The organism is Paraclostridium dentum (assembly GCF_012922555.1).
GTDB classification, from domain to species: Bacteria; Bacillota; Clostridia; order Peptostreptococcales; family Peptostreptococcaceae; genus Paraclostridium; species Paraclostridium dentum.
Genome location: NZ_WIPK01000008.1, coordinates 38,614 through 64,643, shown reverse-complemented (window position 1 = coordinate 64,643; position 26,030 = coordinate 38,614). Strand labels below are relative to the sequence as shown.

General features: G+C 28.0%; 23 protein-coding genes. 2 read left to right on the top strand and 21 right to left on the bottom strand.

Going from position 1 to position 26,030, the window contains the following annotated elements; genetic code table 11:
- Window positions 1–58: 58 nt before the first annotated feature.
- The 9 genes from GFJ41_RS12515 to queG form a co-directional block, all read right to left on the bottom strand.
- Window positions 59–994, bottom strand: a complete 936-nt coding sequence (locus GFJ41_RS12515) for an ABC transporter permease (RefSeq protein WP_035116942.1) — start codon at window positions 992–994, stop codon at window positions 59–61.
- Window positions 994–2,088 carry an ABC transporter permease gene (locus GFJ41_RS12510; protein WP_021428498.1) on the bottom strand — a complete coding sequence of 365 codons (1,095 nt, stop codon included), beginning with the start codon at window positions 2,086–2,088 and terminating at the stop codon, window positions 994–996. The genes GFJ41_RS12515 and GFJ41_RS12510 overlap by 1 nt, the downstream gene beginning before the upstream one ends.
- Window positions 2,081–3,649: an ABC transporter ATP-binding protein gene (locus GFJ41_RS12505; protein ID WP_035116943.1), complete on the bottom strand. Its 1,569-nt coding sequence runs from the start codon at window positions 3,647–3,649 to the stop codon at window positions 2,081–2,083. The genes GFJ41_RS12510 and GFJ41_RS12505 overlap by 8 nt, the downstream gene beginning before the upstream one ends.
- Before the next feature lie 454 nt (window positions 3,650–4,103).
- Window positions 4,104–5,132 (bottom strand): BMP family lipoprotein, encoded by a 1,029-nt coding sequence (locus GFJ41_RS12500; RefSeq protein WP_035116944.1) that lies wholly within the window; start codon window positions 5,130–5,132, stop codon window positions 4,104–4,106.
- 215 nt (window positions 5,133–5,347) lie between these two features.
- Window positions 5,348–5,818 carry a tRNA (uridine(34)/cytosine(34)/5-carboxymethylaminomethyluridine(34)-2'-O)-methyltransferase TrmL gene (trmL, locus tag GFJ41_RS12495; RefSeq protein WP_021431704.1) on the bottom strand — a complete coding sequence of 157 codons (471 nt, stop codon included), beginning with the start codon at window positions 5,816–5,818 and terminating at the stop codon, window positions 5,348–5,350.
- 105 nt (window positions 5,819–5,923) lie between these two features.
- Window positions 5,924–7,213: a VanW family protein gene (locus tag GFJ41_RS12490; RefSeq protein WP_170075479.1), complete on the bottom strand. Its 1,290-nt coding sequence runs from the start codon at window positions 7,211–7,213 to the stop codon at window positions 5,924–5,926.
- A gap of 80 nt (window positions 7,214–7,293) precedes the next feature.
- Entirely contained in the window at window positions 7,294–7,947 is a 654-nt protein-coding gene (gene nth / locus GFJ41_RS12485) for an endonuclease III (RefSeq protein ID WP_035116946.1), read from the bottom strand.
- Between the two features lie 223 nt (window positions 7,948–8,170).
- A complete protein-coding gene (locus GFJ41_RS12480) occupies window positions 8,171–10,384 on the bottom strand; it encodes a Lon protease family protein (RefSeq protein ID WP_170075478.1) in 2,214 nt (737 codons plus the stop codon).
- Window positions 10,385–10,474: 90 nt separating this feature from the next.
- Window positions 10,475–11,377, bottom strand: a complete 903-nt coding sequence (queG, locus tag GFJ41_RS12475) for a tRNA epoxyqueuosine(34) reductase QueG (protein WP_170075477.1) — start codon at window positions 11,375–11,377, stop codon at window positions 10,475–10,477.
- Between the two features lie 65 nt (window positions 11,378–11,442).
- Between queG and GFJ41_RS12470 the strand changes: the two genes are divergently transcribed.
- Complete coding sequence (locus GFJ41_RS12470) at window positions 11,443–11,847, top strand: RusA family crossover junction endodeoxyribonuclease (RefSeq protein ID WP_035116953.1); 405 nt, start codon at window positions 11,443–11,445, stop codon at window positions 11,845–11,847.
- 27 nt (window positions 11,848–11,874) lie between these two features.
- On the opposite strand, the gene GFJ41_RS12465 is transcribed toward GFJ41_RS12470, so the two are convergent.
- The 9 genes from GFJ41_RS12465 to GFJ41_RS12425 form a co-directional block, all read right to left on the bottom strand.
- Window positions 11,875–12,870, bottom strand: coding sequence for an aldo/keto reductase (locus tag GFJ41_RS12465; RefSeq protein ID WP_170075476.1), 996 nt, complete (start codon window positions 12,868–12,870; stop codon window positions 11,875–11,877).
- 118 nt (window positions 12,871–12,988) lie between these two features.
- Complete coding sequence (locus GFJ41_RS12460; protein ID WP_170075475.1) at window positions 12,989–13,828, bottom strand: deoxyribonuclease IV; 840 nt, start codon at window positions 13,826–13,828, stop codon at window positions 12,989–12,991.
- 75 nt (window positions 13,829–13,903) lie between these two features.
- Window positions 13,904–14,467 carry a winged helix-turn-helix domain-containing protein gene (locus GFJ41_RS12455; protein WP_024619966.1) on the bottom strand — a complete coding sequence of 188 codons (564 nt, stop codon included), beginning with the start codon at window positions 14,465–14,467 and terminating at the stop codon, window positions 13,904–13,906.
- 80 nt (window positions 14,468–14,547) lie between these two features.
- Window positions 14,548–15,465, bottom strand: coding sequence for a glutaminase A (glsA, locus tag GFJ41_RS12450; RefSeq protein ID WP_021431697.1), 918 nt, complete (start codon window positions 15,463–15,465; stop codon window positions 14,548–14,550).
- Between the two features lie 95 nt (window positions 15,466–15,560).
- Window positions 15,561–17,216, bottom strand: a complete 1,656-nt coding sequence (locus tag GFJ41_RS12445) for a nucleoside kinase (protein WP_170075474.1) — start codon at window positions 17,214–17,216, stop codon at window positions 15,561–15,563.
- Between the two features lie 54 nt (window positions 17,217–17,270).
- Complete coding sequence (locus GFJ41_RS12440) at window positions 17,271–18,014, bottom strand: TIM barrel protein (RefSeq protein ID WP_170075473.1); 744 nt, start codon at window positions 18,012–18,014, stop codon at window positions 17,271–17,273.
- Between the two features lie 9 nt (window positions 18,015–18,023).
- The gene (gene lepB, locus GFJ41_RS12435; protein WP_021428444.1) at window positions 18,024–18,557 is read right to left on the bottom strand and encodes a signal peptidase I; all 534 of its coding nucleotides are present in this window, start codon (window positions 18,555–18,557) and stop codon (window positions 18,024–18,026) included.
- Window positions 18,541–19,371 (bottom strand): hypothetical protein, encoded by an 831-nt coding sequence (locus tag GFJ41_RS12430; protein WP_035116964.1) that lies wholly within the window; start codon window positions 19,369–19,371, stop codon window positions 18,541–18,543. The genes lepB and GFJ41_RS12430 overlap by 17 nt, the downstream gene beginning before the upstream one ends.
- A 14-nt stretch (window positions 19,372–19,385) precedes the next feature.
- Complete coding sequence (locus GFJ41_RS12425; protein WP_206001554.1) at window positions 19,386–20,111, bottom strand: PrsW family intramembrane metalloprotease; 726 nt, start codon at window positions 20,109–20,111, stop codon at window positions 19,386–19,388.
- Window positions 20,112–20,234: 123 nt separating this feature from the next.
- Between GFJ41_RS12425 and sleC the strand changes: the two genes are divergently transcribed.
- Window positions 20,235–21,506, top strand: coding sequence for a spore cortex-lytic germination protein SleC (gene sleC / locus GFJ41_RS12420; RefSeq protein WP_170075471.1), 1,272 nt, complete (start codon window positions 20,235–20,237; stop codon window positions 21,504–21,506).
- A gap of 35 nt (window positions 21,507–21,541) precedes the next feature.
- Here the strand turns inward: sleC and GFJ41_RS12415 are convergent, their stop codons facing one another.
- The 3 genes from GFJ41_RS12415 to GFJ41_RS12405 all read right to left on the bottom strand — a co-directional run bounded on the left by GFJ41_RS12415 (window position 21,542) and on the right by GFJ41_RS12405 (window position 25,803).
- Window positions 21,542–22,897, bottom strand: coding sequence for a DUF3298 and DUF4163 domain-containing protein (locus GFJ41_RS12415; protein ID WP_170075470.1), 1,356 nt, complete (start codon window positions 22,895–22,897; stop codon window positions 21,542–21,544).
- 161 nt (window positions 22,898–23,058) lie between these two features.
- Complete coding sequence (locus GFJ41_RS12410) at window positions 23,059–24,717, bottom strand: PTS transporter subunit EIIC (protein ID WP_170075469.1); 1,659 nt, start codon at window positions 24,715–24,717, stop codon at window positions 23,059–23,061.
- Between the two features lie 249 nt (window positions 24,718–24,966).
- Window positions 24,967–25,803 (bottom strand): PRD domain-containing protein, encoded by an 837-nt coding sequence (locus GFJ41_RS12405; protein WP_170075468.1) that lies wholly within the window; start codon window positions 25,801–25,803, stop codon window positions 24,967–24,969.
- Window positions 25,804–26,030 lie beyond the last annotated feature (227 nt).

Genomic DNA, 26,030 nt, shown 5'->3' with positions numbered 1-26,030 from the left:
AATTTTTTTATATTTATTTTAGACATAAAAAAAGATGATAGCAATGCTATCATCTTTTTTATCTTTCACCTTTTTTATATGGATTTCCTAATGCTGCCGGAGCTTTAGAAGATTTTATAAATAACACTAACACCACTAATGTTATTACATATGGTATCATAGATAATAAATTCTCATTTATTCTAAATGGAAGTTCTGGGTTCCCAAAGAATACAGATAGAGCAGTTGAGAAACCAAATAGTAAACAAGCTGCCATAGCTCCTTGTGGCTTCCACTTACCGAATATAACAGCCGCCATAGCTATATATCCTTGTCCAGAGATCAATGTTGGTCTAAACGAAGAAACAATAGCTAAGCTCATAGATGCTCCTCCCAAACCAGCTAATATACCAGATGAAATTACCGCAATATATCTAACGCGATTTACATTAATACCTAAAGTATCTGCTGCTCCTGGATGTTCTCCAACAGATCTTATTCTAAGTCCTAACTTTGTTTTATATAAAACATACCACACTACAGCTACAAGTATAAATGCTATAAATACTGTTGCATAAGTGTTAAAAACTGTGTTTAATATACTACCTTCTGCAAATAAACCATTTAAAGGTCTTGGTATTTTATCTTCCATAGCTATAGTTGGAGTCATAGTTGCTCCATCAAATAATATTTTCGAAGAAAATAATGCTACTCCAGGTGCAAGTAAATTTATAGCAACACCTGATATAGTATGATCTGCATTAAAGCTTACAGTTGCAATAGCATGTATTAATGCAAATAAACCACCTGCTAATCCACCTATTAAAAATGCTATCCATGGATTACCTACTAAATAACCTGCTGCTGCCCCTGCGAAAGCACCTATAGTCATCATACCTTCTAATCCTATATTAACTATACCTGAATTCTCTGATAATACTCCACCTAATGCTGTAAATATAAGGGGCGTAGAGTACATTAAAGTCGTACTTAAAATTAAAGCTAAATCTTCCATTATTCAAGTCCCCCTTGTTTCTTTTTATTCTTATATTTGATAAATAACATTCTTATTACACTACTTAGTGCTATAAAGTACACAATAGACCCTATAACAATGTTTATTACTTCTGATGGAGCTTGTATAGTTTGCATTTTTGTTCCACCATACTTAAGAGCTCCAAATAATAATCCTGAGAAAATTACACCTATAGGATTACTGTTAGCAATAAGTGCGACAGCTATCCCATCAAATCCATTTCCTTCTGGTGCTGCAAGTACTGTTATATTTTGTGCTACACCCATAACTTGAACTGCTCCTGCTAATGCTGCAAGCATACCTGCTATAGCCATAGATTTAAATATAGATGAATTTATATTTATTCCTCCATATTCAGCTCCAAATTTATTGTATCCAACACCTCTAAGTTCGTATCCTAAAGTTGTTTTAGATAATATAAAAGCTATTATTAAAACTAATATAATGGCTATTATTATACCCCAGTTAGCCTTTGTAGCTGGTCCTACTAGTCCCGTTAACCAATCTATACTTATGCTTGCACTCTCATTTATCATATGAGATGCTTCACTATTACCTTCTCTTAACCATGGTTGCATTATCATATAATTATTCAGATAAAACGCAATCCAGTTTAACATTATGGTAGATATAACTTCATTAACTCCAAATTTTGATTTTAAAAACCCTGCAAATCCTCCCCAACAGGCTCCCGCTAGTGCAGCTACAGCTAAAGTAAGAGGTATATGTATTATTGCTGGTAAATGAACTGTATATCCTACTATAGTTGCTGCTAAAGCACCTATAATAAACTGACCTTCTGCACCTATATTGAATAATCCTGTTTTAAACGCAAAAGCTATTGATAAACCTGTTAAAATTAACGGAGTAGCCTTTATAATAGTCCATGCTATATACTTAGGTTTACCGATTATTCCTTCAATCATTACTGAATAAGCTTCTATTGGATTAAATCCCGCTATAGTTAAAGCTATTGCTCCTACTAATAATCCTAAAAATATAGATATAATAGAAAATACTATCGTATTATTAGCAAAAGAAATTTTCTTTTTTGCCTTAACATCATTACTCATTATCTACACCTCCTGCCATCATAAATCCTAAAGTATTTTCATCTGCATTCTTAGCATCAACAATTCCAACTATTTTTCCTTCATAAATTACAGCTATTCTATCTGATAGATTCATAACTTCATCAAGTTCTAAAGATACTAATAAAACTGCATTGCCTGCATCTCTTTGTTCAACTATCGCCTTATGAACAAATTCAATTGCCCCAACATCTAACCCTCTAGTAGGTTGTGTTGCTATTAATACCTGAGGTTGTCCTGTAGCAGCTCTATCTACTCTTATGTTGTCAACCTCTCTACCAATTATGACCTTTTGTTGATTTCCTCCAGATAAAGATCTAGCCTTTAATGTAAAATCAGTTGGTCTAACATCAAATTCTTCTATTATTTCGTTTGCATGTTTTTCAATTTCTTTATTATTTAAAACTCCATTTTCAGAGAATCTTTTTTCTTTATATCTTTGTAAAACTGTATTTTCAGCAACTGTAAAATCTAGTATAAGCCCTCTTTTATGTCTATCCTCTGGTATATTTTTTATACCTTTTTTGAATATGTTAATCGGCTTTTCATTTATAAGTTCAGATCCATTAACCTTTACACTTCCTGAATCTGCTTTTTTCAACCCAGTTAATATTTCAACAAGTTCAGATTGACCATTTCCATCTACACCTGCTATTCCTAAAATTTCTCCCGCTCTTACCTCTAAAGATAAATCATTTAATACTTGTACTTTTCTATTATCTTTAGCACTTATATTTTTAACTTCAAGTATTATATCTCCTACTTTAGAATCTTCTTTATCAACTTTAAAGCTTACTTCTCTACCTACCATCATAGCCGCCAATTCATCTTCTGTTGTATCACATACCTTTACCGTTCCTATATCTTTACCTCTTCTTATGATAGTACAGTAATCTGCTGCTGCCTTTATTTCTTTTAATTTATGAGTTATTATTATTACTGATTTCCCTTGCTTAGTTAAGTTCTTTATAATATTCATAAGCTCATTTATTTCTTGTGGAGTTAAAACTGCAGTAGGTTCATCTAATATTAGTATATCTGCACCTCTGTATAAAGCTTTCAGTATCTCAACTCTTTGTTGCATCCCCACACTTATATCTTCTACTTTTGAATTAGGATCTACATGTAATCCATATTTTTTTGATAGATCACTAACATCTTCTATCGCTTTTTTCATGTCTATTGCTCCGATACCTTTTGTAGGTTCTGTACCTAGTATTATATTCTGAGCAACTGTAAATGGCTGTACTAACATGAAATGTTGGTGAACCATACCTATTCCATGAGATATCGCTACATTAGGGTTTTCCATTCTAACGTTTTCCCCTTTTATAAATATCTCACCTGAAGTCGGATGGTATAGCCCATAAAGAATATTCATTAATGTTGACTTTCCTGCTCCATTTTCACCTAATAAAGCATGTACCTCACCTTTATGTACAGTCAAATTTATATTATCGTTAGCTGTGAAATTTCCAAACTTTTTAGTTATACTTTTCATTTCTACAACTTTTAGACTGTGGTCTACATTGCTATTAATCATAGTTTATAATAACCCTCCTTATTTACTTATCGCCAATTTTATTATACTAAAAAATAAGTATTATAACAATTTAATTTCAACAAATAGTAGGTAATATTTTATTTATTATGCATACTTTTTGTTATTTTTTGTCATTTTTATAATTTAATTTTACATTTTTTAAAATTTCAATTTAAATTATCACTTATAATACATTAGATTTCTTACAAATAGCCATATTATTTATTTTTTATGTTATTCTAAATATTTATGTTATTTTTTGATAAATCCTCTTTATTCATAAAATTTTTTAATATTTTTTTTAATCATTTAATTTAACCTACTTCATAAAAAAATCATTTTAAATCTAATTTATATTTATTTACCTCAAACAATTTATTTAAATTTTTATCATAGTTAATTTGGATGAAAAAAAAGACTAGCCTCGCTAGTCTTTTTTATTAAATTAATTTAATTATTTTACATCTTTCATTGTAGATGGAACTTTTATTTCTCCACTCTTAATTTTATCCCCTTGTTGGTTAACAAATTCTAATACATCTGGAGATACATCTTCTTTTGTAGTATCTGCTACTCCAACTCCATTTTCATTTAATCCATAAACAGTTACTTTTCCACCATTAAACTTGCCATCAACTAAGTTTTTAACAGTATCGTAAACTCCAACATCAACTCTCTTTATAGCTGAAGTTATAACAGTTTCTGGAGCAACACTATTTTGGTCTCTATCAACACCTATAGCTTTTTTACCAGCTTCTTTAGCTGCTTCTATAACCCCATTACCAGTATCTCCTGATGCATGGAATATTATATCTACACCATTAGATATCATTTGATTAGTTATAGATTTACCTTTTGCTGGATCAGCAAAACTGTTTGCATATTGAGATATTACTTCAGCATCTGGTTTTGCAGCTTTAACTCCTGCTGTAAATCCAGCTTGGAAAGTTTCAATTACTGGACCTTCCATTCCTCCAACAAATCCTACTTTATTAGTTTCTGTAAGTTTACCTGCTACTAATCCTACTAAGTATGATGATTCTTCTGCTTTAAACATTATACTTTCTACATTTTTAGGTGGTTTGCCACCGAAATCAGCATCTATTAATGCAAATTTTTGGTCTGGATAAGACTTTGAAGCATCACCTATAGCCTTTTCCATCTTAAATCCAACACCTATTACTAAGTTAGCTCCATCATCTATTGCTGTTTCTATATTGTTAGCGTAATCTGATTCTTGCTTAGACTCTATGTACTTAACATCTACTCCTAAGTCCTTCTTAGCTTTTTCTAAACCTTCCCATGCACTTTGGTTAAAAGATTGGTCATTTACTCCACCAACGTCAGTTATCATAGTTACTTTTACTTTGTCATCCCCACCTGAATTGCTGTCTTTTGAATCTTTAGAAGGACTGCATCCTACTAACATCGATCCTGCTAAAACAGTAACAAGACCTATAGACAATAACTTTTTAAGTTTCATAATTACCTCCTATGAACATCTTTCTTATAATTTCTTACCATAAATTTTACACTATATGAAAAATATTTTCTACATTTAATTTCAATTTTATTCACTTTTTTTAATATTTAGTGTATACAATTTAAAAAAATAAGAAGATAGGAAATCTTTATCATAATCATAATAAGATTTCTTACCTTCTTTTTGAGCTTATTTTTTAGTATATAGTATACACTTTATCTTAAATTAGGATACCCTATTTGTCTTAACGCTTCAAATAATACTATAGCCACAGAATTTGATAAATTTAAAGATCTAGCTTTTTCTATATCAACCATAGGTATTCTTATTGCAGTTTCTAAATTATCCATTATTAAGCTTTCAGGCAATCCTTTAGTTTCTTTTCCAAATACTATAAATGAATTTTCTTCATATTTTACATCTGAATGTGTTTGTTTAGCTTTAGTTGTTGAATAAAAGAATTTAGCATCTGGATTTTGTTCTCTTACCTCATCGAAACTGTCATAATATTTTATCTCAACTAAATCCCAATAATCTAAACCTGCTCTTTTTAGGTATTTATCATCCATGCAAAATCCTAAAGGTCTAACTAAGTGCAGAGTTGTCCCAGTTGCAGCACAACTTCTTATTATATTTCCTGTGTTTTGTGGTATTTCAGGTTCTACCAGTACGATATTTAAAGACATACTTAATCCTCCTTAACATTTTATAAGTCTAATTATATCAAAAGTTTTCATTTCTAAAAACTTATAAAAAAATAAAATAATATAAATCCCCTTATATTAGGAGATTTATATTATTTCAGAGTTTAAATTTTTGGTTGTATCAACCTTTTTCTTTGTTCCCTTTATTAAGACCTTATTTTTAGGAGGATAATAGCTTTCATTAATTAATTCTTCATTTATAGAAGAGCCCTCTTCATTCTTATAAACCCTGTATGTTTTTACTTTATATCCATTTCTGCCTTTGATTTCTATTTTAGTTTCTCCTTCATATAAAGATTTACTTTCTTTTTCTATAATTTTAGGCTTTATAATTCCTGATATATCAGTTCTTATATCTACTATTTTTTTATCATTTTCATTTCCATATATTGTAGTTATTATTTTGTTATCTTTTACTTCATTTTTTATTAGAATAGGACTTTTATAATTATTTTTAAATACTAAATCAATATTTCCATAAGATACAGTAGCATCTCTTCCTTTTTCTATATAACCACTAGGTATACTATGATTTCTAGCTTGTACGATTTCAAGTCCTGAGTATAGTGCTGCATTATATACAGTACTAGATACCTGACATATTCCTCCACCCATTCCTAATTGCATTTCTCCATTTACTATTATAGGTGCGCTCTTAAATCCTTGTTCTGTGCTTCTTTTACCTATAATATTATTAAATGAAAACTCTTCATTATAGTCTATTAATACATTATTTATTTTATTTATAGCTAATTTTATATTACTAACTCTATTTTGATTTTTCGAGTTAAATTTTGTTTCATATTGACCTAATAATGTATTTATATTTGCTAACTTTTCATAGGTATATTTTGGATTTATCGTTTCTGTATATATATTAATATTTTCAAATTTTTTATTTTTTATATTTTTATCAATTTCACTAAATAAAGCTTCCTTATTTAAATTAACTCCATATACCTCTTTACTAATATTAAAATTGTTATTTTCTACGGTTATAGTAGAATCAACTGGCGTAATATCTATTTCTTTGGACAAATTGTTGATATATTCATTTAATTTTTCTTTATCATATTCAGTATCAACATTTAACTTTACGCTTTTACCTATGCTTAAATTAAATTTTGTTTTTATATTATTAAAAAAGTCACTATCTCTACCTACGTTAATAGCTGTATTTACAGCATCCTCTACTTTAAATTTAAAATTAATTTCTTTTAAAGATAGATTATATTTTTTATCTCCATAAAATAATTCTATAGAATCTTGCTTATATAGCGAATTATTTAGTTTTTTTATCGCATCACTTTCTGTCAGTCCCGAGACATCAATATTTTCAATATATATATTTTTATAGATTTTGCTTTCTTTGCTCATACAATAAGATTTATACGTCAATCCAAAACAATATAGCATAACTAATGTTACTAAGAAAAATATTTTCCGTCTCTTCAATTTTAGTCATTCCCTTCTTTATAATAGTCACAGTATTCAACTAATGGGCATATATTACATTCTGGTTTTCTTGCCTTACAAATTCTCCTTCCATGAAAAATTATTAAATGATGTGCTTTTGACCATCTTTTTTTCGGTAAAACTTTCATAAGTTCAAATTCTGTTTTTTCAGGAGTATCAGTTTTTACCAACCCAATTCTATTAGATACTCTAAATACATGAGTATCTACAGCAATTGCATCAACTCCAAAAGCATTACTTAATACTACATTTGCAGTTTTCCTTCCCACTCCAGGAAGTTTTGTCAATTCTTCCATATTGTCAGGGACTTTACCTCCATAGTTAGAACAAAGCAATACTGATGTTTCTTTTATTTTTTGAGCTTTGCTTTTATATAGCCCACAACTTTTTATTTCCTCACTAATTTCAAATGTGTTAAGTTTAGCAAATTCTTCAGCTGTATTATACTTTTTAAACAATTCAGCTGTAACTTTATTAACCCTAACATCAGTGCATTGAGCGGATAATATAGTTGCAATTAGAAGTTCAAATGGAGTTGTATAATTTAATTCACACTCTGCATTTGGATATGTTTCTTCTAATATATCTAATATTTTTTTTATATTTTCTCTATTTTTCTTTTTTGCTTTTGCCATTTTTAATTCCCCCTTGTTGTAATTTTACATATATAATATATAACAATTTTAAACACAATTTAAACATATATAAAATTATACTTGTTAAGTTTTCTATCTATTTACTTATATTATTTATCAAAACAAAACAATATATATACTATAATTATATTTATTGTCTTGTAATATTTTGTTATTTATCCAAAATAAAGGAACTGCAGTAAAAATGCAGTTCCTTTGTTTTTTATTTCTCTAATTCACTATATTTTTTTAATTTTTCAATAGATAAGCTTTTAACTTCTTCAAAAGTTTTATCTGTCAATATTTCTATAGCCTCTTCAATTCTATCTACAGGATATATATGGAATCTGCCTTCACTTATAGCATTTCTTACTTCTTCAACAAGAACTAGGTTTCTAAGGTTATTTCTTGGTAATATTACACCTTCGCTTCCTGTTAGACCTTTTTTCTTACATGCATAATAAAATCCTTCTACTTTTTCAGTAACTCCGCCTACAACTTGTATATCTCCTTTTTGATTTATAGAACCAGTTGCTCCAATATTTTGTTTTATAGGAACACCACTTAATGATGATAACATTGCATAAAGCTCCGCTCCAGATGCACTGTCTCCATCTACACCACCATAATTTTGTTCAAAACATATATTTGCATTAAGTGATAAAGGAAATTCTTGTGCTAAATTTTCTAGTAAAAATCCATTTAATATAAGAACACCCTTGCTGTGTATAGGTCCACTCATTTCAACTTCTCTTTCTATATTTACAATTCCAGAGCTTCCAGGTGCAGTAGTAACAGTTATTCTACAAGGTCTTCCAAATGAGTACTCACCCATATTTAAAACAGATAATCCATTTATAACCCCAACTTTAGATCCAGTTGTTGATATCAATGTAAATCCATTTTCTATAGATTCATCCATTTTCTTTTCTATTTTACTAAATCTTTCTCTTCTCTCTTTAATAGCTTTTAATACATCTTCTTTATCTACATATTTAGATCCTCTTATTTTTGAATAAGCATCTCCTTCTACTAAAATCTCTACAATTTTATTAAATTTAGTTGATAGTTTTTCTCTATCACCAGTTATCCTAGTACTATATCTAACAACTTGCTCTACACCTTCATAAGTAAAGTGATTTAGATTATTATTGTTGCAATATGAAGCTATAAAATTAGCCAATCGATTTTCATTATAATCATTTTTTTTCATTTCATTATCAAAGTCTACAAATATTTTAAAATATTTATTAAATTCAGGATCATAGCTATATAGCAAATTATACATATGGTTATTACCTATAAGTACTACTTTTATATTAACAGGGATTTTTTCTGGCTTTATAGCTGTTTGAGTATCCAAGGTTATCTCACCTTGTTGTATTGTTTTTTTAAGTATATCCCAAGATAAATTGTATCTCAGAAGTTGATCTACATATAGTACTAGATACCCTCCATTAGCTTTATGAACCGCTCCTGGTAACAACTTAGTAAAGTCTGTTTTTACAGTACCATTATAGTACTCATATTCTGCCTTTCCAAATAAGTTTGCTGGACTTGGATTTATTTCTACAACCACAGGTGCCCCACATCTATCTAATCCATTATCTACCAATAAATTTACTTTATATCTTGTAAAGTGCTCTTTATCGTACTTTTCTTTCAAATCTTCTTCATCCATATAGAATAAGTACACATATTCTAAAATATCATTTTTAGTATCATCTAAATACTTTCTTACTTTTTCAAAGTCTCCATATCTTTCAATCAAACTATCTATATGAGGATCTACTATATATTTTCCTACTTCATATTCTAAATCTAAAAGAGCTTCTTTTGCATCTTCTTCTATATCTTTAATTTTATATGCAATTTGTATAGCTGCATTTTCTAATTCCTTTTTAACTTTATAAAACTCTTCAGAAGTTGTATCTACATCTTCATCTTGTGGAGTAAAAATCATACCTACCTTACTATTTTTTAATTTAAAGCCTTTTTCTTCTCCATATTTCTTAATTTTTTGTAGTAAGTTTTCTTTTTCAATTTCAAAATCATCTAATAACTCATTTTTACTTATTTCAAATTCTTCACTTTCAAATGCATCCTTCAGTTCATCCAATAAACTTTCTATTAACTTTTCCATATCTTTCTTAAATAATTTACCCATACCTTTATCTAGTGCAATAGCTATAGGCTCTCTGCTATTTTCAAAGTTATATACATAGCACCAGTCTTTATGGTCATTTTTATTTTCTGCATGCATTTTTAAAGCACTAAGTACATAAGTAGTTTTCCCTGTCCCACTATCCCCAGCTACAAAGATGTTATATGCAGGATTATCTATTTTAAGTCCAAGCTCCATAGCTTTTGTTGCATTTTCTTGCCCTATTATCTCATTTAAGCCCTCTAGTTGAGAGGTGTTAGCATATCTAGCCATATCCATCCCCCTTTAAAATTCCTTTTTATATAATATGTTTCTATCTACTAAATGTTAAGTAAAAAAATAAAAAACTTCTAACTGTACAAGTTAAAAGTTTTCTCTTTCTAGTATTTCAATATTTCTTTGTATTATCTTTTTACCTCTCCAACTAAAAGCTTTTTCTTTATATCTTCTTCTAAATTCTTTGTTTGATATATTATTTATTTCTTCTTCTTTTAAATTGTATATCAATTCTTCTTTAAATTCTTTAATATTTGTTTTTAAAATACTTATGTTGTGTGGGCATACATCTTGGCATATATCACATCCAAATATTTTTTTATTATTTTTCAATGCAATTTTTTCATCTTCACTTAAATCTTCTTTTTTCTGAGTTATATATGATAAACATTTTTTAGGATTCATTTCAAAATCACCTAATATAGCTTTTCCAGGACAAGATGTTATACATCTTCCACATTTAGCACACGATTTTTCACTTCTTTTATCTGGTTCAAAATAATAGTTATTTATTATGTATCCTATAAACACAAAAGAACCATACTCATCAGTTATTATATTGTTATTTATTCCATAATACCCTATTCCACTTACACTTGCTAAATATCTATCCACTAATGGTCCATTATCTGCAAATATCATATATTGAAACCCTTCAATTTCACTATCTATATAATCTGCAATTTGTTGTAATTTCTCTTTCACAACTATATGATAATCCATTCCATAACAATACTTTGATAAATTAGAATCTACTACATCTTCAACGAAGTACGGGAAAGCACATACGATTATACTCTCTGCATTTTCCATGCTAACTCTCGGATTAATTCTTTTCTCAATAGATGTTTCTTCCATTCCTGTTATAAAATCTTTTTTTGTTCTATCTTTTATAATATTTTCTAAGTCGTGATAAGGTCCAACTCCTGCTATTCCTACACAATTAATTCCTATACTTTTACAAAATTCTTTTAATTTATTCTTATTCATAAATTTCCCTTTCATTAATTTCTATTTACATTTATAATAACTAAGGTATAAAGGATGTGGTATATATGATAAAGTTGACAATTCCAGGTAGACCAATAAGTAAATCCAATTTTAAACTTCACAATATTCACGGTCAATCTTGGATGCCCTCTAAAGGCAAACACTCTAAGTACTTAGCATATGAAAATATGATTGCTGGATATATAAATACACAATACGATGGCCCTTGTATAGAAGAGGACCTTATAACTGTGTTGAAACTATATTTTCCAAATAAAAAAATGGGCGATTTACATAACTATCCTAAAAGTATATGTGATGGAATAGAAAAAAGCGGTATTATAAAAAATGATAAACAGTTAAAGCCAGTTCTTTTGTTTGATTTTATAGATAAGGAAAACCCAAGAGTAGAAATAGAGTTATATCCTTTGGCTGAGTACAAAGTTGATTATACTATTACTAAGAAATAGCAAATCCCCCTTTATAGGGGGATTTTTTTACCCTAAAACATTTGATACATCTTTTAGCATTTCTCTAATAGGTAATTCATAGGGGCACTTACTTTCGCACTCCCCACATTCTATACAATTGAAAGCATTTACATCTAAACTTTTATATCTATCTTTTGACCACTCTTTTAAGTTGTATCTACTATAATATCCTTCAAGTAAAAAATTCATAGGTATATTTATCCCTACAGGGCAAGGCATACAGTATTCGCAACGTCTACAAAATCTATTCCCTAATTTGTCTATAATATCTTTTATCTCTAAATTTTCTTCATCAGTTATATTAAGATTATTTAAGACTGATGTATTTTCAATAACTTGATTTACACTATCCATACCTGGGATAACTACATCTATATAGTCTTTAGATAATATATATTTTATAGCTAATTTTGCATTGTCAATAGCTCCTCCAGCAAGAGGCTTCATTACTATTATCCCTATCCCATTTTTATTAGCTTCTTTAAATATTTCATCAGCTTGATCTTCTACTATATTATATGGAAATTGAATTGTATCAAACTTACCACTATTTACTGCTTTTTTTATTGTATCTATACTGTGGCTCGTTATTCCTATATGCTTTATTTTTCCTTCTTCTTTACATTTTAAAAGAGCTGCATAAGCCATATCATCATCAAATATTCCATCATATTCAGTTGGCTTTAAATTATGAAGCTGATATAAATCTATATATTCAGTTTTAAAATTATTTAAACTTATATTTACATCTCTTATCATATCATCATAGCTTCTAGACATACTTTTAGTAGCTAATATAAATTTATCCCTTTTACCTTCAATTGCATTCCCTATGTACTCTTCACTTATAGTATATCCTCTTGCTGAATCTATAAAGTTTATTCCTTGATTTATAAGCTCATTTATAACTAAATTTGTATCTTCTTGAGTTATTCTTTGTATTGGAATCCCTCCAAACCCAACTCTATTTAATTCAATATTAGTGCTTCCTAATTTTCTCATAAATCATCCCCCAATTTTATTTCATTTTTTTGATTTGCCTAAACAATTAATTTCCATTTTTATAAATTAAGACGATACTTTCTAAATATCGTCTCTTATTTTTATATTATATATTATTTTATTGTATTTGTTTTATAATATCTTTTATCATTTCAATTTCTCTTTTATGACCCTCATCTTCTAATGGAGTTTCTAAGAAAAACGGTAAATGTTTTAACTTAGGATGAGTAATAAATCTTATTATTGCATCTAATCCTATCTCACCTTCTCCAATACAAGCATGTCTATCTTTTTTCGCTCCAAAAGGCATCATGCTATCATTAAGGTGGACTGCCTTTAATTTATCTAAACCTATAATATTATCAAAATCATCTAAAACCGAATCTAAATCATTAACAATATCATATCCAGCTGAAAATACATGACAAGTATCTAAACATACGCCTAGCCTTTCATTATGATCAACCTTATCGATTATAGCCTTTACCTGGTCAAAATTAAACCCTATTTCAGTTCCCTTTCCAGACATCGTTTCAAGTAGTACCATTATATTTTCATTTCCAGTTATAGCTTCATTAAGCGCATTAGCTATTTTATCTATACCTGTATCTACTCCTGACCCAACATGGCTACCTGGATGAAAACACATATATTCAATCCCTAAAGAATCCATTCTTTGAATGTCTTCTTTTATAACTATTCTTCCAAATTCATAAACTTCTTCCTTTGCACCAGCTAAGTTCATTGTATATGGAGCATGTGCTAATAGTGGGCCAAATTTATTGTCTTTTCTTATTTGTTGAAATTTCATTATATCTTTTTCATCAAAAGATTTAGCATTGCCACCTCTTGGATTTCTACTAAAAAATTGGAATGTATTTGCTCCTATACTTACAGCTGTTTCTGCAGCTTTTGCAAAACCTTTTGCTATCGAAATATGTGGTCCTATTACTATCACTATGTTCCCTCCTAAATTTTATATTCGTTTATAATATACCCAAAAAAATAAGTATCAACAAATTTTGTTGATACTTTATGCTTTACATTTTTCTTCTAATGGTATCGTTATCAATGCTAAGTCGTATTTCATCTCAGCTTCATTATGTTTTCTATTTAATACAATTTCATTAATTTTTTCTTCTATTGTATTGGATAACTCTTTTATTTCACTTTTACTTAAGCAAACTTGATTATAATTAGCTATGTACTCACTATCTATATCATTTTCCTCTATAGCTTTATAAAATAAGTTACTCATATTCTCAAACTTCGATATGCATATATCCCCTATATCTTTATCTTCTGTATTACTGTTAAAATTTAAAGCATTCTTCCCTATAACAATATGCTTAGCTGTAGGATAATAATACTTTTCAACAATTCCAGATTTAACCTTCTCTTCTACTAAATCTAATACGCCAACCTTATACAAAGTCTTTATGTGGTAATTTATTTTTGCATGCGGTTCATCTAGTAATTGAGATAATTGTTTTGCTGACAACGGAATTGATTTAAACGCATTTAAGATATCTATTCTTCTTGGATGTGCAATTGCTTTTATGCACTCTAAATCTCTTAGTACTAAAACTTCTTTCATTCCCCCACCACCCATAAAAATATTTAATTATATAAATAATTATATATTATCAAGTAGTAATTGTCAAAAAATTCTCTATTTTAGAATATATTTATTTTATACTGTTCACTTAAAGATTCTAATATCTTTATACCCGCAATACTATTACCTTTTTTATCAAGGGCAGGTCCATATATTCCAATTCCCATCTTTTTAGGAACTGAAGCTAATATACCACCTCCAACACCTGATTTTGCAGGAATTCCAACTTTTATTGCAAATTCTCCAGATGCGTCATACATTCCACACGTTACCATAAACGTCTTAACTATACGCGATATTCTTTCATCTATAAGTCTTTCTCCCGTTTCAACATCCACTCCATAAGATGCTAGGTTAACTCCTATTCTAGCTAAATCTATACAATCAATTTCTATAGAGCATTGTTTGAAGTATAAGTCTAAAACTTCTTCTACATCGCCATCTATAAACCCATCATTTTTCAAAAGATAAGCCATAGCTCTATTTCTATCTCCTGTTAATTTCTCCGATTCATATATATCATAATTTATTTTCAAATTATCATTTTTAGCTAGTGTTTTAAAAAAGTTTAACATTTTTTCTTCTTTTTCTTTAAGGTCTTTCCCTTTTATCATGGAAGTTGTAACTATAGCTCCTGCATTTATCATAGGGTTACAAGGCTTCTTACATTCTTTCGTTTCTAATTTCATAATAGAGTTAAATGGGTCTCCACTAGGCTCCATACCAACTTTAGAAAATACATGCTCCCAGTCATTTTCACTAAGCACTAAAGCTAATATTATAGGCTTAGATATGCTCTGAATTGTGAACTTTTTGTCAAAATTTCCAGCCGTATGAATTTCATTATTCATATCAATCATGCATATACCTAAATCATCTTGTCTTGCATTTTTTAATTCTGGTATATAAGTTGCTACATGTCCATAATTTGTATATTTTCTGTTGTCTTCAAGTATTTGTTCTAATACATTTTCCATACACATTCCTCCTTATTTTTTAATATCGTCACAAGATTATAAATAATATAATACAAAAAATCCTGGGTTTATGTCAACTTCCCAGGATTCCAAGTCTAATCAACAATTCTACTACCTCCAATAAATTCTCTAATTATAGATGTCGGAGGTATATCTAATTCATCGTCTAACTCTACAAAATATTGTAAAAACTTTAATATTCTATTAGACTCTATAAATGCTTCGTTGTCATCTTCAATTTGTTCTAAAAGTGGCTTTGCATATTTCTTTAAAACCGCTAACTCATATAAACAAGCTGAGTTAAACATTATATCAGCTTCTTCTTGATAAGGGAATATATTTTTATCTTCTCCCCTTCTTACTGACCACCAATTTAAAATAGTTTTTTCAGCACTATATCCTCTAAAATTGTAGTCTCTCACTATTCTTCTTATAAGTCTTAAGTCTGTTGTTGGTATTCTATTATGGTTATCTAAATTTATTTGAGTAAGAACACTTATATATATTTTAAATTTATCCTTATCATCTATACTCTGTGTTAGCATTGGATTTAATGCATGTATACCTTCTAGAATAATAGGTTGGTCTTTTTCAATTTTTAAAGTTTTTCCGCTAAATTCTCTTTTTCCTGTTTTAAAATTAAATTTTGGAAGTTTAATTTCTTCACCTTTTAATAACTTTTCTAAATCACTGTTAAATAATTCTAAGTCTATCGCATATATAGATTCAAAATCAAAATTACCAAACTCATCTAGAGGAGTGTCTTCTCTATCAACAAAATAGTCATCTAAAGAAATAGGCACCGGATGTAAGTTATTAACTTTTAATTGTATAGATAACCTGTGTGCAAAACTTGTTTTTCCAGATGAAGATGGCGCAGCTATTAATATAACTCTTTTATTATTTTCTTTTATTATATCTGCAATTTGTGATATCTTTTTTTCATGCAATGCTTCAACTATACTTATTATTTCTCCGTATTTTTTACTTTCTATAGCTTCATTTAAACTAGCAACCTTGTCTATTCCAATAAGTTCAGACCAAACTTCTGACTCTTTATATATATTAGAAAGCTTTGGCTGAGCTACAAAATTTTGAGGCTCATTTTTATTTTCTTTGCTTGGTCCTAATATAACTACTCCTGATTGCCATTTTTTTATATCGAAAGTTTTAACATGGCTAGTAGACGGCAACATATGACCATAAAAATGATTTATATATCCACCGCATTTATATAATTTCACATCTTCATATTCTTTATACTTTAATAATTCTGCCTTTGCATTTTTGTTATTATTTTTAAGTATTTTTATTGCTTCAGATTTATCTGTAACAATTTTTTCTATTTTTAAATCAGATTTTATTATACTTTTTACTTTTGCCTTTATTTTTTCTATATCTTCTTCTGTAACTTCACTTTTATTATTTTTTATTTCACAGTATAATCCATTTGATAATGAGTGTTCTATTGTAACCTTACACCCATTAAAAATTTCTTCACATGCTTTTATAAAAATCAAAGATAGCGTTCTCATGTAAACTCTCATTCCATCTGGTTGAGTTGTATCAATTAATTCTAAATCACAATCTTTATCTAAATTACTGTTTAAATCTTTTAATTTATTTTTTATTTTTCCTATTGTTACTATACCCTTGTATTCATTACTTAAATCTTTCGCTATTATATCTAAAGTTACATTTTTAGGATATTCATAATTTTTATTATTAATTTTTATATTTATATTTTCCATAAATCTTTCTCCTATCCTTTAATATGTCTATTTATAAATTTAGAACGATTTATTTTACATAAACCGTTCTAATACTTTTATAGATTCATCTATATCTTCATATTTTATTTCCAAAACTACATATTGAATCTTTATAGACATTAAATCTTTTAAATCTTCTAAATCTAAAATTCCTTTTCCAATCCCAACATGCAAATCTTCTTTCCCATCATTATCACTTAAGTGTATCAAATTTATTTTGGAATTTAATGTATCTACAAAACAGTCCTCATTGATTAAGTTATGACCTGTGTCGTAACAAAATTCAATATTGTCTATATTATTTAATATATATTCAAATTCATTTACTGTTGTTCCTATATTGCATATATCTCCACCATTTGTATATGTATTTTCTATAAAAACACGCTTATTTTCTAAGTTTATTAACTCAAGAAATTTTATAGAATTATCTAAATACTTTTGCTTATTTCTCTCAAATCTAGACTTTATTACATATCCTAAGTGCATATTAAAATATTTTATATCAAGTTCTTCTAATTCTGAATTCATTTCATATATAAACTTTACCCATGAATTTCTTATATATTCTACATTTTCGCAAGTGTTTAACTCCATAGGTAAGTGTATTCCTATACTTATGTTATTTTTTTTAAACTCATCTTTATATAATAAAACTTTTTTACATTCAATTAAATTGTCTATACCTATTTCTATATGATTTATATTTTTATTTGTTTTACATATATAAATAGCACGATCTATTTCATGAACTAAAGCAGATATTCCTAATTTCATTTTAAGCTCCTATGAAACTTTACCAATTTTATTAAAAGGTAATAATCTAATTACAACTTTACCCATTATATCACTTTCTTTTACTATCCCTACCTCAGGATCTCTACTATCCATACTGTTACCTCTGTTGTCTCCCATTGCAAATATATATCCTTTTGGAATAGTTGTGTCTATTTCACCTTCAGTTTTTTGACCATGTATATAAGGTTCATTTTGAAGCTTTCCATTTATATACACATCTCCATTTGTAATCTTAAGATGGTCACCAGGAACACCTATAACTCTTTTTACTAAATCTTTTTCTTTTCCATTAGCTTGCACTAAATCAGATTTAAAAACTATAATATCTCCTCTTTGAGGCTCTTTATGGTTATAGGCAACTCTATTTATTATTAAATAGTCTTTTTCCTCAAGTGTTGGGTACATTGATGAGCCTTGTACTAATGTAGGTCTAACAAAGTGAGTTATTACAAGTGCTATGACTAGTGAGGTAACTATTATTTTTATCCATTCTATTATTTCTTTTTTAACATTTGCGCTCAAATTCACCATCTCCTCCATGTTCTACATACTTAGATAAAAGTTCTATAACTATATCATTTATATGTTCATACTTTTTAGTATTTATCCCCAAATCTAAAAGTTCACACGCCTTTATCAAGTCATAAACAACTTCCATAGGACTTCCATAAATTTTTTCAATATCTTCCTTACTTACACCTCTAAATCCATGGCCTACAGGGCTTTCATTTCTAAGTCTTATTAAATTCTCAAGTTTTTCACTATTTAGTATTTCAAGAACTCTGTCCATCCTTTTAGTTTGTTTTAGATATCTTTTTATATACTGAGTTACACCATGTATAAGATTACCATTATATATATTATACTTCTTTTTTAGTGTATATAGTATATTTTTCTTAGACACCATATTGCCGTGCATTGATACAGTATACCTTTTGCCTTCTTTCGTATTAACAAATATATATTTAAATAAAGCTTCTTTTAATCTATACAATCTTCCTAAAAAATCTATATATTCTTCATTAACAATTTGAATTTTTATATTTTCAATCAACTCTGATAGTATATCTTCAGGCTCGCCTTTATTTAAATTTTCTAAATTAGTTATAAGATTTTTAATTTCTTTTCTCTCTAGCATTTGTTCACTTAAATTTTTAGTAAGTTTAAGTGCCGTTTTAAAATCAAAATTAGTAGCATATTTACATGATTTTAATAAATAATATAAATCTCCACTCTCTATTCCGCATTCAATTAATATATCTAAAACACCATCGTAATCATATCTTTGCAAAAACTTAGATATTACTAATTCTTGACTTTTGTTTATATAACTCATAAAATCACTCCTATTTATTTTTTGTGTTTATGTTTCTTTTTCTTTAATCTTAAAAAACGTCTTCTAGCATAATCTGTGTATTCATCTAACTTATCTAAACTTATTTTCCATAAATAAATCAAGTAAATAACAAAACCTATAGAAGCCCATGTCGTTTTTATCATGGCTAAAATATCAAATACACCATGTAAAGCTATAGGTATTAAAATAAGTTTAGCTAACAATACTTTTCTGACTTTAGGCTTATCTAAATTAAACTTATACATAGATAAGTAATATCCCATATTTATTGCAAATAAAACATGTGCAGGAATAGATATTACAGCCCTAGCTAATCCAATTTGTAGTAAGTTTAATTGATTGCCATGAAAAATATAAATAAGATTTTCTATTGTAGCAAATCCAAGAGTCGTAAATATACTGTAAACTATTCCATCTAGTTTTTCTGTGTAATGCCTACTTCTTAAGGTATAAGGAATCAAAATCATAACTTTTAAAATTTCTTCTGTTGCAGCTGCTACTATAAATGCAGTGTAAATTAAATTTAAATGCGAATTATCAATCTTAGCTTTAAGTAATATATCTTCAATCGCTATTGCAGGTATACTTATCAATGTTCCTATAAAAAATAACCTTATAAGTACCTTTATAGGTTCTTTATCATATTTATCTTTTATATATATCCATATTAAAATCGCTATTGTAGGCGCTAGAGATATTATTAATAAGTCTAATTTCATTTTTTGCATTACCTTTCTTTTTTATCGTTCATATTATATTATTTCCAAATATCTTAACAAAATAATACTTTTATTCATACTATGTATAGATAAGTTGATTTTATATAAGAAAGGAGTTTTTTTATGCAAGATGGTTTTTTAACTGTTAGCGTTGTAGACAGCACTACAAACTTTCCAGTTGTAGATGCAAACGTAAACGTATACTCCGTTGGAGATGACAACAAGGCCTCCACAGTAATTTATCAAAATTTAAAAACCGATATTTCCGGTCAGGTTGTAGGTTTAAATCTAGCTGCTCCAGATTTAATATATTCTCAACAACCAAGCGACGTAAGACCTTATAGCCAATATATAGTAGAGGTTACAAAAGATGGATATGAGACAATTATAATTAATGGTACACAAGTTTTAGCAACAGTAATAGCTCAACAAGGTATACAAATGAATCCTCGTCAAAGAAGCAAATGTTTATATAGCAGACAAAATGAAATAGTAATAGATATAGGACCTCATACACTTTGGGGCAACTATCCTCCTAAAATTCCTGAAAGTGACTTAAAGCCTATACCACCTCCAACAGGATTCGTTGTTTTGGATAATCCAGTAGTCCCTGAATTTGTAGTTGTCCACGATGGCTTACCTGAAAATAAAAATGTCCCTGACTATTGGGTATATTTTAAAGATTATATAAAAAATGTTGCTTCTTCAGAAATATATTCTACATGGCCAACAGAAACTATACTGGCTAATGTAATAGCAATTGTCTCATTTACATTAAATAGAGTTTTTACTGAATGGTATAGAAGCAAAGGATATTCATTCACTATTACATCAACTACAACTTATGATCATAAATACATTCATGAAAGAAATGTATTTGATACTATAAGCGTTGCTGTAGATGAAGTTTTCAACACTTTTATAAAAAGACCTCCAACTGCTAGACAGCCTTTATTAGCACAATATTGTGATGGAAATAAAACTCAATGTCCTGGTCAAATGACTCAGTGGGGAAGTAAAAATTTGGGAGATCAAGGCCTTAGTTATGAAGAAATTTTAAGAAAATTTTATGGTGAAAGTATAGTCCTTGAAAAAGCTCCAGTAGTAAGTGGAGTTCCGGTATCTTTTCCTGGCGAATCCCTTCAAGTAGGTTCTACAGGTAAAGATGTTAGAACAATTCAAAGCCAATTAAATGCTATTTCTAAGGGATATCCTGCAATTCCTAAAGTTAGGGAAGATGGTGTGTTTGGTCAAGATACTGCAAACTCAGTTAAAGTGTTTCAAAGCATATTTGGATTGCCTCAAAGCGGAATTGTAGACTTTAAAACATGGTATGAACTTTCTAGAGTTTATGTTGCAGTTACAAAAATAGCTTCTTTAAATCCAACAATTTAATCGAAAAATTTAAATAGTGTAGTAATATTACTACACTATTTAAATATATTTATATATTTTTCATTTAAAATGTGATTTATTTTATCTGCACTTAGTCTAAACTCTGGAATTCCACCTGCAAAAGGAGCTATTTCATATAAATCAAAATATATAACTAACTTATCATCTTGAATGTAAAATTTTTGATTTTCAGAAATTGATTTAAAACTATAATCTAATTTATTTTCTTTTATCTGATCTCTTATTAACTCATTTATAACCTTCTTATAATCTGAGTTTTCTTTAAATAAATCTTTTAAATTTAAGTTTTGTCCGTTTTCTATAAATATATTATAGGACCTATTCTCATAGTATCCATGAGCCCCTCCACTATATTGGTAAATTTTAATTACAATACTTAGCATTGAATCACTATTCTTTTTAACATCAAAATCTACATTATATATATATGGAGTTATATATTCTTTAGGTGTATTTTTTAAAAAGTCTTTAGCTTCTTCTTCTACTTCAAAATATCCATTCATTATGTCATTTTTTATAAGTTCATTTATATTCTTCTCAATATTTTTATTTTCGGTTATTATGATTGGTACATTTATTATACTATTTATATACTCATTGTTTTTAGTTATAGTTTGTGTGTCGATTTGTGCCACTATTGGGTTTGTGTTTATATCTTTTATCTTATTATTAAATGCTGTAACTGGAATTTTAAAATCATAAATATTTTTTCTATTACTAATTTGGTATGGATTAAAATATACACATATACCTTCATTAGTTATATAGTAGTTTGTATATTTATCTATTCTTATTTTATTTTTATCTATTTTAATATTTTTTTTATTAATATCATTAATAATATAATTTTCTATTGTGTCTTTATAATCTTGATTATTTTTTAAAAAATTGTCTATATATATTCTTTGCCCCGTTTTTAAATCAAATACATAACTATCTTTTATTCTTTCATATTTCTTATTTTTTATATATACATCTTTATATATAAGAATATTTAAGACATTTTTATCTTCAAATACCACATGATAATTTATGTCTATTTTCTCGCCTTTATAATTTTTAGAAACATCTTTTTTTTGTTTTTTTAAATTAATAAATTCATTTATATTTTTTCTTATATATGTATTTATATATCTTTCTATATCTTTATCCTCATAGTCTACTACTGGCATACTTACATTAAATTTAAGTCCATCATAATCAATACTACTTTTATCTGCTATTATCTTTACAGTTTTAAAACCTTGTATTATTGATGTTTTTATTTCATTTATACCCATATTTTCATTTAATTTTAAATTTATAAAAATAGCAGAAATTGATACAATTGTAATTATAATTAAGGATATAATCTTTTTTATATTTACCATAGTATATATTCCTCCTGTTGCATAATATATAGTATGTGATTTATAAGTAAAAAATATTATACCCATATTTTGTAATAAAATTTATTTTTCTTAATCTTATAGCAAACATATATTTTTTAAACATAAAAAAAGCCTTAAAGTTAAACTTTAAGGCTTTTTATTTATCTTCCTAATATTTTATTAATTTGTTGTTTGTATGCGTCAGCTTTAGCTCCGTATATAACTTGGATTCCTTTACCAACTTCCATAACACCAACAGCACCAAGTTCTTTAAATCTAGTTTTTTGAACTTTAGAGGTATCTTTTACTTCAACTCTTAGTCTAGTTATACATGCATCTACAGAAACTATATTTTCAGCTCCTCCTAATGCCTCTAAAACATATGGTGCATTTTCTTCTATTTCACTATTAGCTGATTTCCCACCTTTTTCTGCTTGATAATCAGCTTTTGTATATAATTTTGTTTCTTCTTCATTTTCATCTCTACCTGGAGTTTTTAAATTTAATTTAAGTATTAAAGTCTTGAATAAGAAGTAGTAAACTACTGCATATACAGCTCCTACCATTATAACTCTTAACCAGTTAGTTGGAACTCCTGCTCCAGCTGGAAGTATTCCGAATAATGCGAAGTCTATAAATCCTCCAGAGAATGTCATTCCTATAAATACATTTAATACATCCATTAATAAGAATGAAATACCTGCAAGTATACAGTGAACTCCATATAAAACTGGTGCAACAAATAAGAATGTAAATTCTAATGGTTCAGTTATACCTGTTAAGAAAGATGTAACTGCTGCTGATAATAATAAACTTCCAACAACTTTTTTCTTACTTGGAGCAGCTGTATGATACATTGCTAATGCTGCTGCAGGTAATCCAAACATCATGAATGGGAATTTACCAGCCATAAATCTTGTTGTTCCTGCTACTATTCTTGACATAGTTTCTGGTGAAGCTCCTACTAAATCCTGCATACTTCCTAATTGTGCAAAGTATGCATAGTTTGCACCTTGAACTGTTTGCCAAGCTCCATCTATTAAAACATGACCATCAACAAAAGAACCAAACCAGAATGGTGTATAGAATACATGGTGTAATCCAAATGGTATTAATGATCTTTCTATAACTCCGTAGAAGAATGTTCCTACTACACCTGCATTGTTAACTCCTAATGCTATAAATGCTATTCCATCTTGAACAAATGGCCAAACAAATGCAAGTATTCCACCTACAATTGCCATAGCTATTGAAACTACTATTGGAACAAATCTTGATCCTGAGAAGAATCCTATAACTTGCGGTAATTGTATATTGTAATATTTATTGTGTAAAGTAGATGTAACTATACCAGTTATAATACCACCAAATACAGACATATTAAGTGTGTATATACCTAATGTTGTAGTTACATATGTTGCATACTGAGCTGGAGTACTATCTGGAGTTATAACTCCTAATTGTGTAACTCCTAATCCAAGTAATACACCTATAACTTTATTCATTATTAAGAATCCAAATACTGAAGCAAGTGCTGATGTACCTTTATCCTCTTTTGCAAGTCCTACTGCTGTACCAACTGCAAATAATAGAGGTAAGTTTCCAAATACTATATCTCCTACACCTTGCATTATCTGTAAAATTACTGTTACTGCAGGTATAGATACAAATCCTATTAGTGGTTGGTATATAGCTGGCGCATTTTGTAATGCTGCTATATTAAGAAGCGCTCCACCAACTCCTAATAATATCCCTGCAACAGGTAATGCTGCTATTGGAAGCATTATTGCTTTACCTATTCTTTGTAAAAATTGAAGCATATTATAATTCCTCCTTAATTTTTTAGTATGACTAATCAAATTAAATTTAAATTAACATTTTATACATATTACTATGATAAATAAAAAAGAGCTAAAATATTCATATTTTTACGTATTATAAAATAATCGTATAAATACAAATATATTAGCTCTTGCCTGCTTTACCAGTAACACGCTCATTTATTAAGTATATGTTAATTATAGCATCTAATTTAAAGCTTGTAAACAGTTTCCCGACTTTTTTCTACATTATTTTTTTGTTTTTGTTATTAGTCTATCAATGTGTAGTGTAATGAATCCTATTTCATTTTCACTTAGCTTTATATCATAATTTTCATTTAAATAATTGCATAATGTTTCAGATATATTGTATGAGTTCTTTAACTTTTCCTTTATATGATCTAATAACATATTTTCTTCTGAAATTCCTTTTACAGCTCTATTTATAGCTAGCCTTAAATGTATTATCAGCCTATTATAATATATAGAATCTTTGCATATATTTATACCTAATTCTTTTTCTAAAAAATCAATAGCTTCTTTAATTATTATAGCTTGCTTAGCACTATCAACAACTTTTGTTTTATTTAATATTCCATTTATATGCATCGTTACAAACGCAACTTCATCTTCTGTTAAATTTATACCTAGTGCTCTATTTATAAAATCAATTATATCTTTAGCTAAATCCCACTCATATTCATATAGGGTTTTTAATTCTGCCTTAAATTGATTTTCTAAATATATATTGTCAAAGTATCTTTCTATAGCAAATACTAAGTGGTCTAACAATGCCATATGAGATTTATCATTCATATCCACATTTATACTATTATCTAATATAGATAAACTTTCTGTGGCAACACCAATATAAGTTGGATTTATAGAGTTATATAATTCTTCTATATTTTTATATCTATCTTCATTTATAACAAATATTTTTTCAATTTTATTAGTATCTTTAAAAATTGAATTTACAGTTGCCTTAAATCCAATTCCACTTCCTATTAAAATGTACTCTTTATTTTGATTTTCTTCTACGCATAAGATAACATTATTATTGAAGCTCTTTATAATTTTATACATATATGCCCTCCTGACTATAGACTATGTGAGAGTTGAATTAAATATGGTTTTCCCATATATAAATATACAATATTTCATACTTTAAGTATACCTGTTTATTTATAATTAATCGCCAAATTTACATATTATTAAATATTTTTATAAAGCTTTTTTTATCCAAAACAAAAATCTAATTTAATATTTTATTTTCATTTTTGTCCTTTTAGGGTATAATATGCATTAGGTAT

Coding starts and splice junctions, on each gene's coding strand:
- GFJ41_RS12410 (WP_170075469.1), bottom strand. CDS start 24,717: ATGCTTCAATTTTTACAAAGAATAGGTAAAGCAATAATGCTTCCAATA.
- nth (WP_035116946.1), bottom strand. CDS start 7,947: ATGGCAAAAGCAAAAAAGAAAAATAGAGAAAATATAAAAAAAATATTA.
- glsA (WP_021431697.1), bottom strand. CDS start 15,465: ATGGAAAATGTATTAGAACAAATACTTGAAGACAACAGAAAATATACA.
- GFJ41_RS12490 (WP_170075479.1), bottom strand. CDS start 7,213: ATGAGCAAAGAAAGCAAAATCTATAAAAATATATATATTGAAAATATT.
- GFJ41_RS12415 (WP_170075470.1), bottom strand. CDS start 22,897: ATGGTAAATATAAAAAAGATTATATCCTTAATTATAATTACAATTGTA.
- GFJ41_RS12510 (WP_021428498.1), bottom strand. CDS start 2,088: ATGAGTAATGATGTTAAGGCAAAAAAGAAAATTTCTTTTGCTAATAAT.
- GFJ41_RS12500 (WP_035116944.1), bottom strand. CDS start 5,132: ATGAAACTTAAAAAGTTATTGTCTATAGGTCTTGTTACTGTTTTAGCA.
- trmL (WP_021431704.1), bottom strand. CDS start 5,818: ATGTCTTTAAATATCGTACTGGTAGAACCTGAAATACCACAAAACACA.
- queG (WP_170075477.1), bottom strand. CDS start 11,377: ATGAATAAGAATAAATTAAAAGAATTTTGTAAAAGTATAGGAATTAAT.
- GFJ41_RS12515 (WP_035116942.1), bottom strand. CDS start 994: ATGGAAGATTTAGCTTTAATTTTAAGTACGACTTTAATGTACTCTACG.
- GFJ41_RS12425 (WP_206001554.1), bottom strand. CDS start 20,111: ATGAAATTAGACTTATTAATAATATCTCTAGCGCCTACAATAGCGATT.
- GFJ41_RS12455 (WP_024619966.1), bottom strand. CDS start 14,467: ATGAAAGAAGTTTTAGTACTAAGAGATTTAGAGTGCATAAAAGCAATT.
- GFJ41_RS12405 (WP_170075468.1), bottom strand. CDS start 25,803: ATGTATAAAATTATAAAGAGCTTCAATAATAATGTTATCTTATGCGTA.
- GFJ41_RS12430 (WP_035116964.1), bottom strand. CDS start 19,371: ATGAGTTATATAAACAAAAGTCAAGAATTAGTAATATCTAAGTTTTTG.
- GFJ41_RS12445 (WP_170075474.1), bottom strand. CDS start 17,216: ATGGAAAATATAAATATAAAAATTAATAATAAAAATTATGAATATCCT.
- GFJ41_RS12470 (WP_035116953.1), top strand. CDS start 11,443: ATGATAAAGTTGACAATTCCAGGTAGACCAATAAGTAAATCCAATTTT.
- GFJ41_RS12465 (WP_170075476.1), bottom strand. CDS start 12,870: ATGAGAAAATTAGGAAGCACTAATATTGAATTAAATAGAGTTGGGTTT.
- sleC (WP_170075471.1), top strand. CDS start 20,235: ATGCAAGATGGTTTTTTAACTGTTAGCGTTGTAGACAGCACTACAAAC.
- GFJ41_RS12480 (WP_170075478.1), bottom strand. CDS start 10,384: ATGGCTAGATATGCTAACACCTCTCAACTAGAGGGCTTAAATGAGATA.
- GFJ41_RS12505 (WP_035116943.1), bottom strand. CDS start 3,649: ATGATTAATAGCAATGTAGACCACAGTCTAAAAGTTGTAGAAATGAAA.
- GFJ41_RS12440 (WP_170075473.1), bottom strand. CDS start 18,014: ATGAAATTAGGAATATCTGCTTTAGTTCATGAAATAGATCGTGCTATT.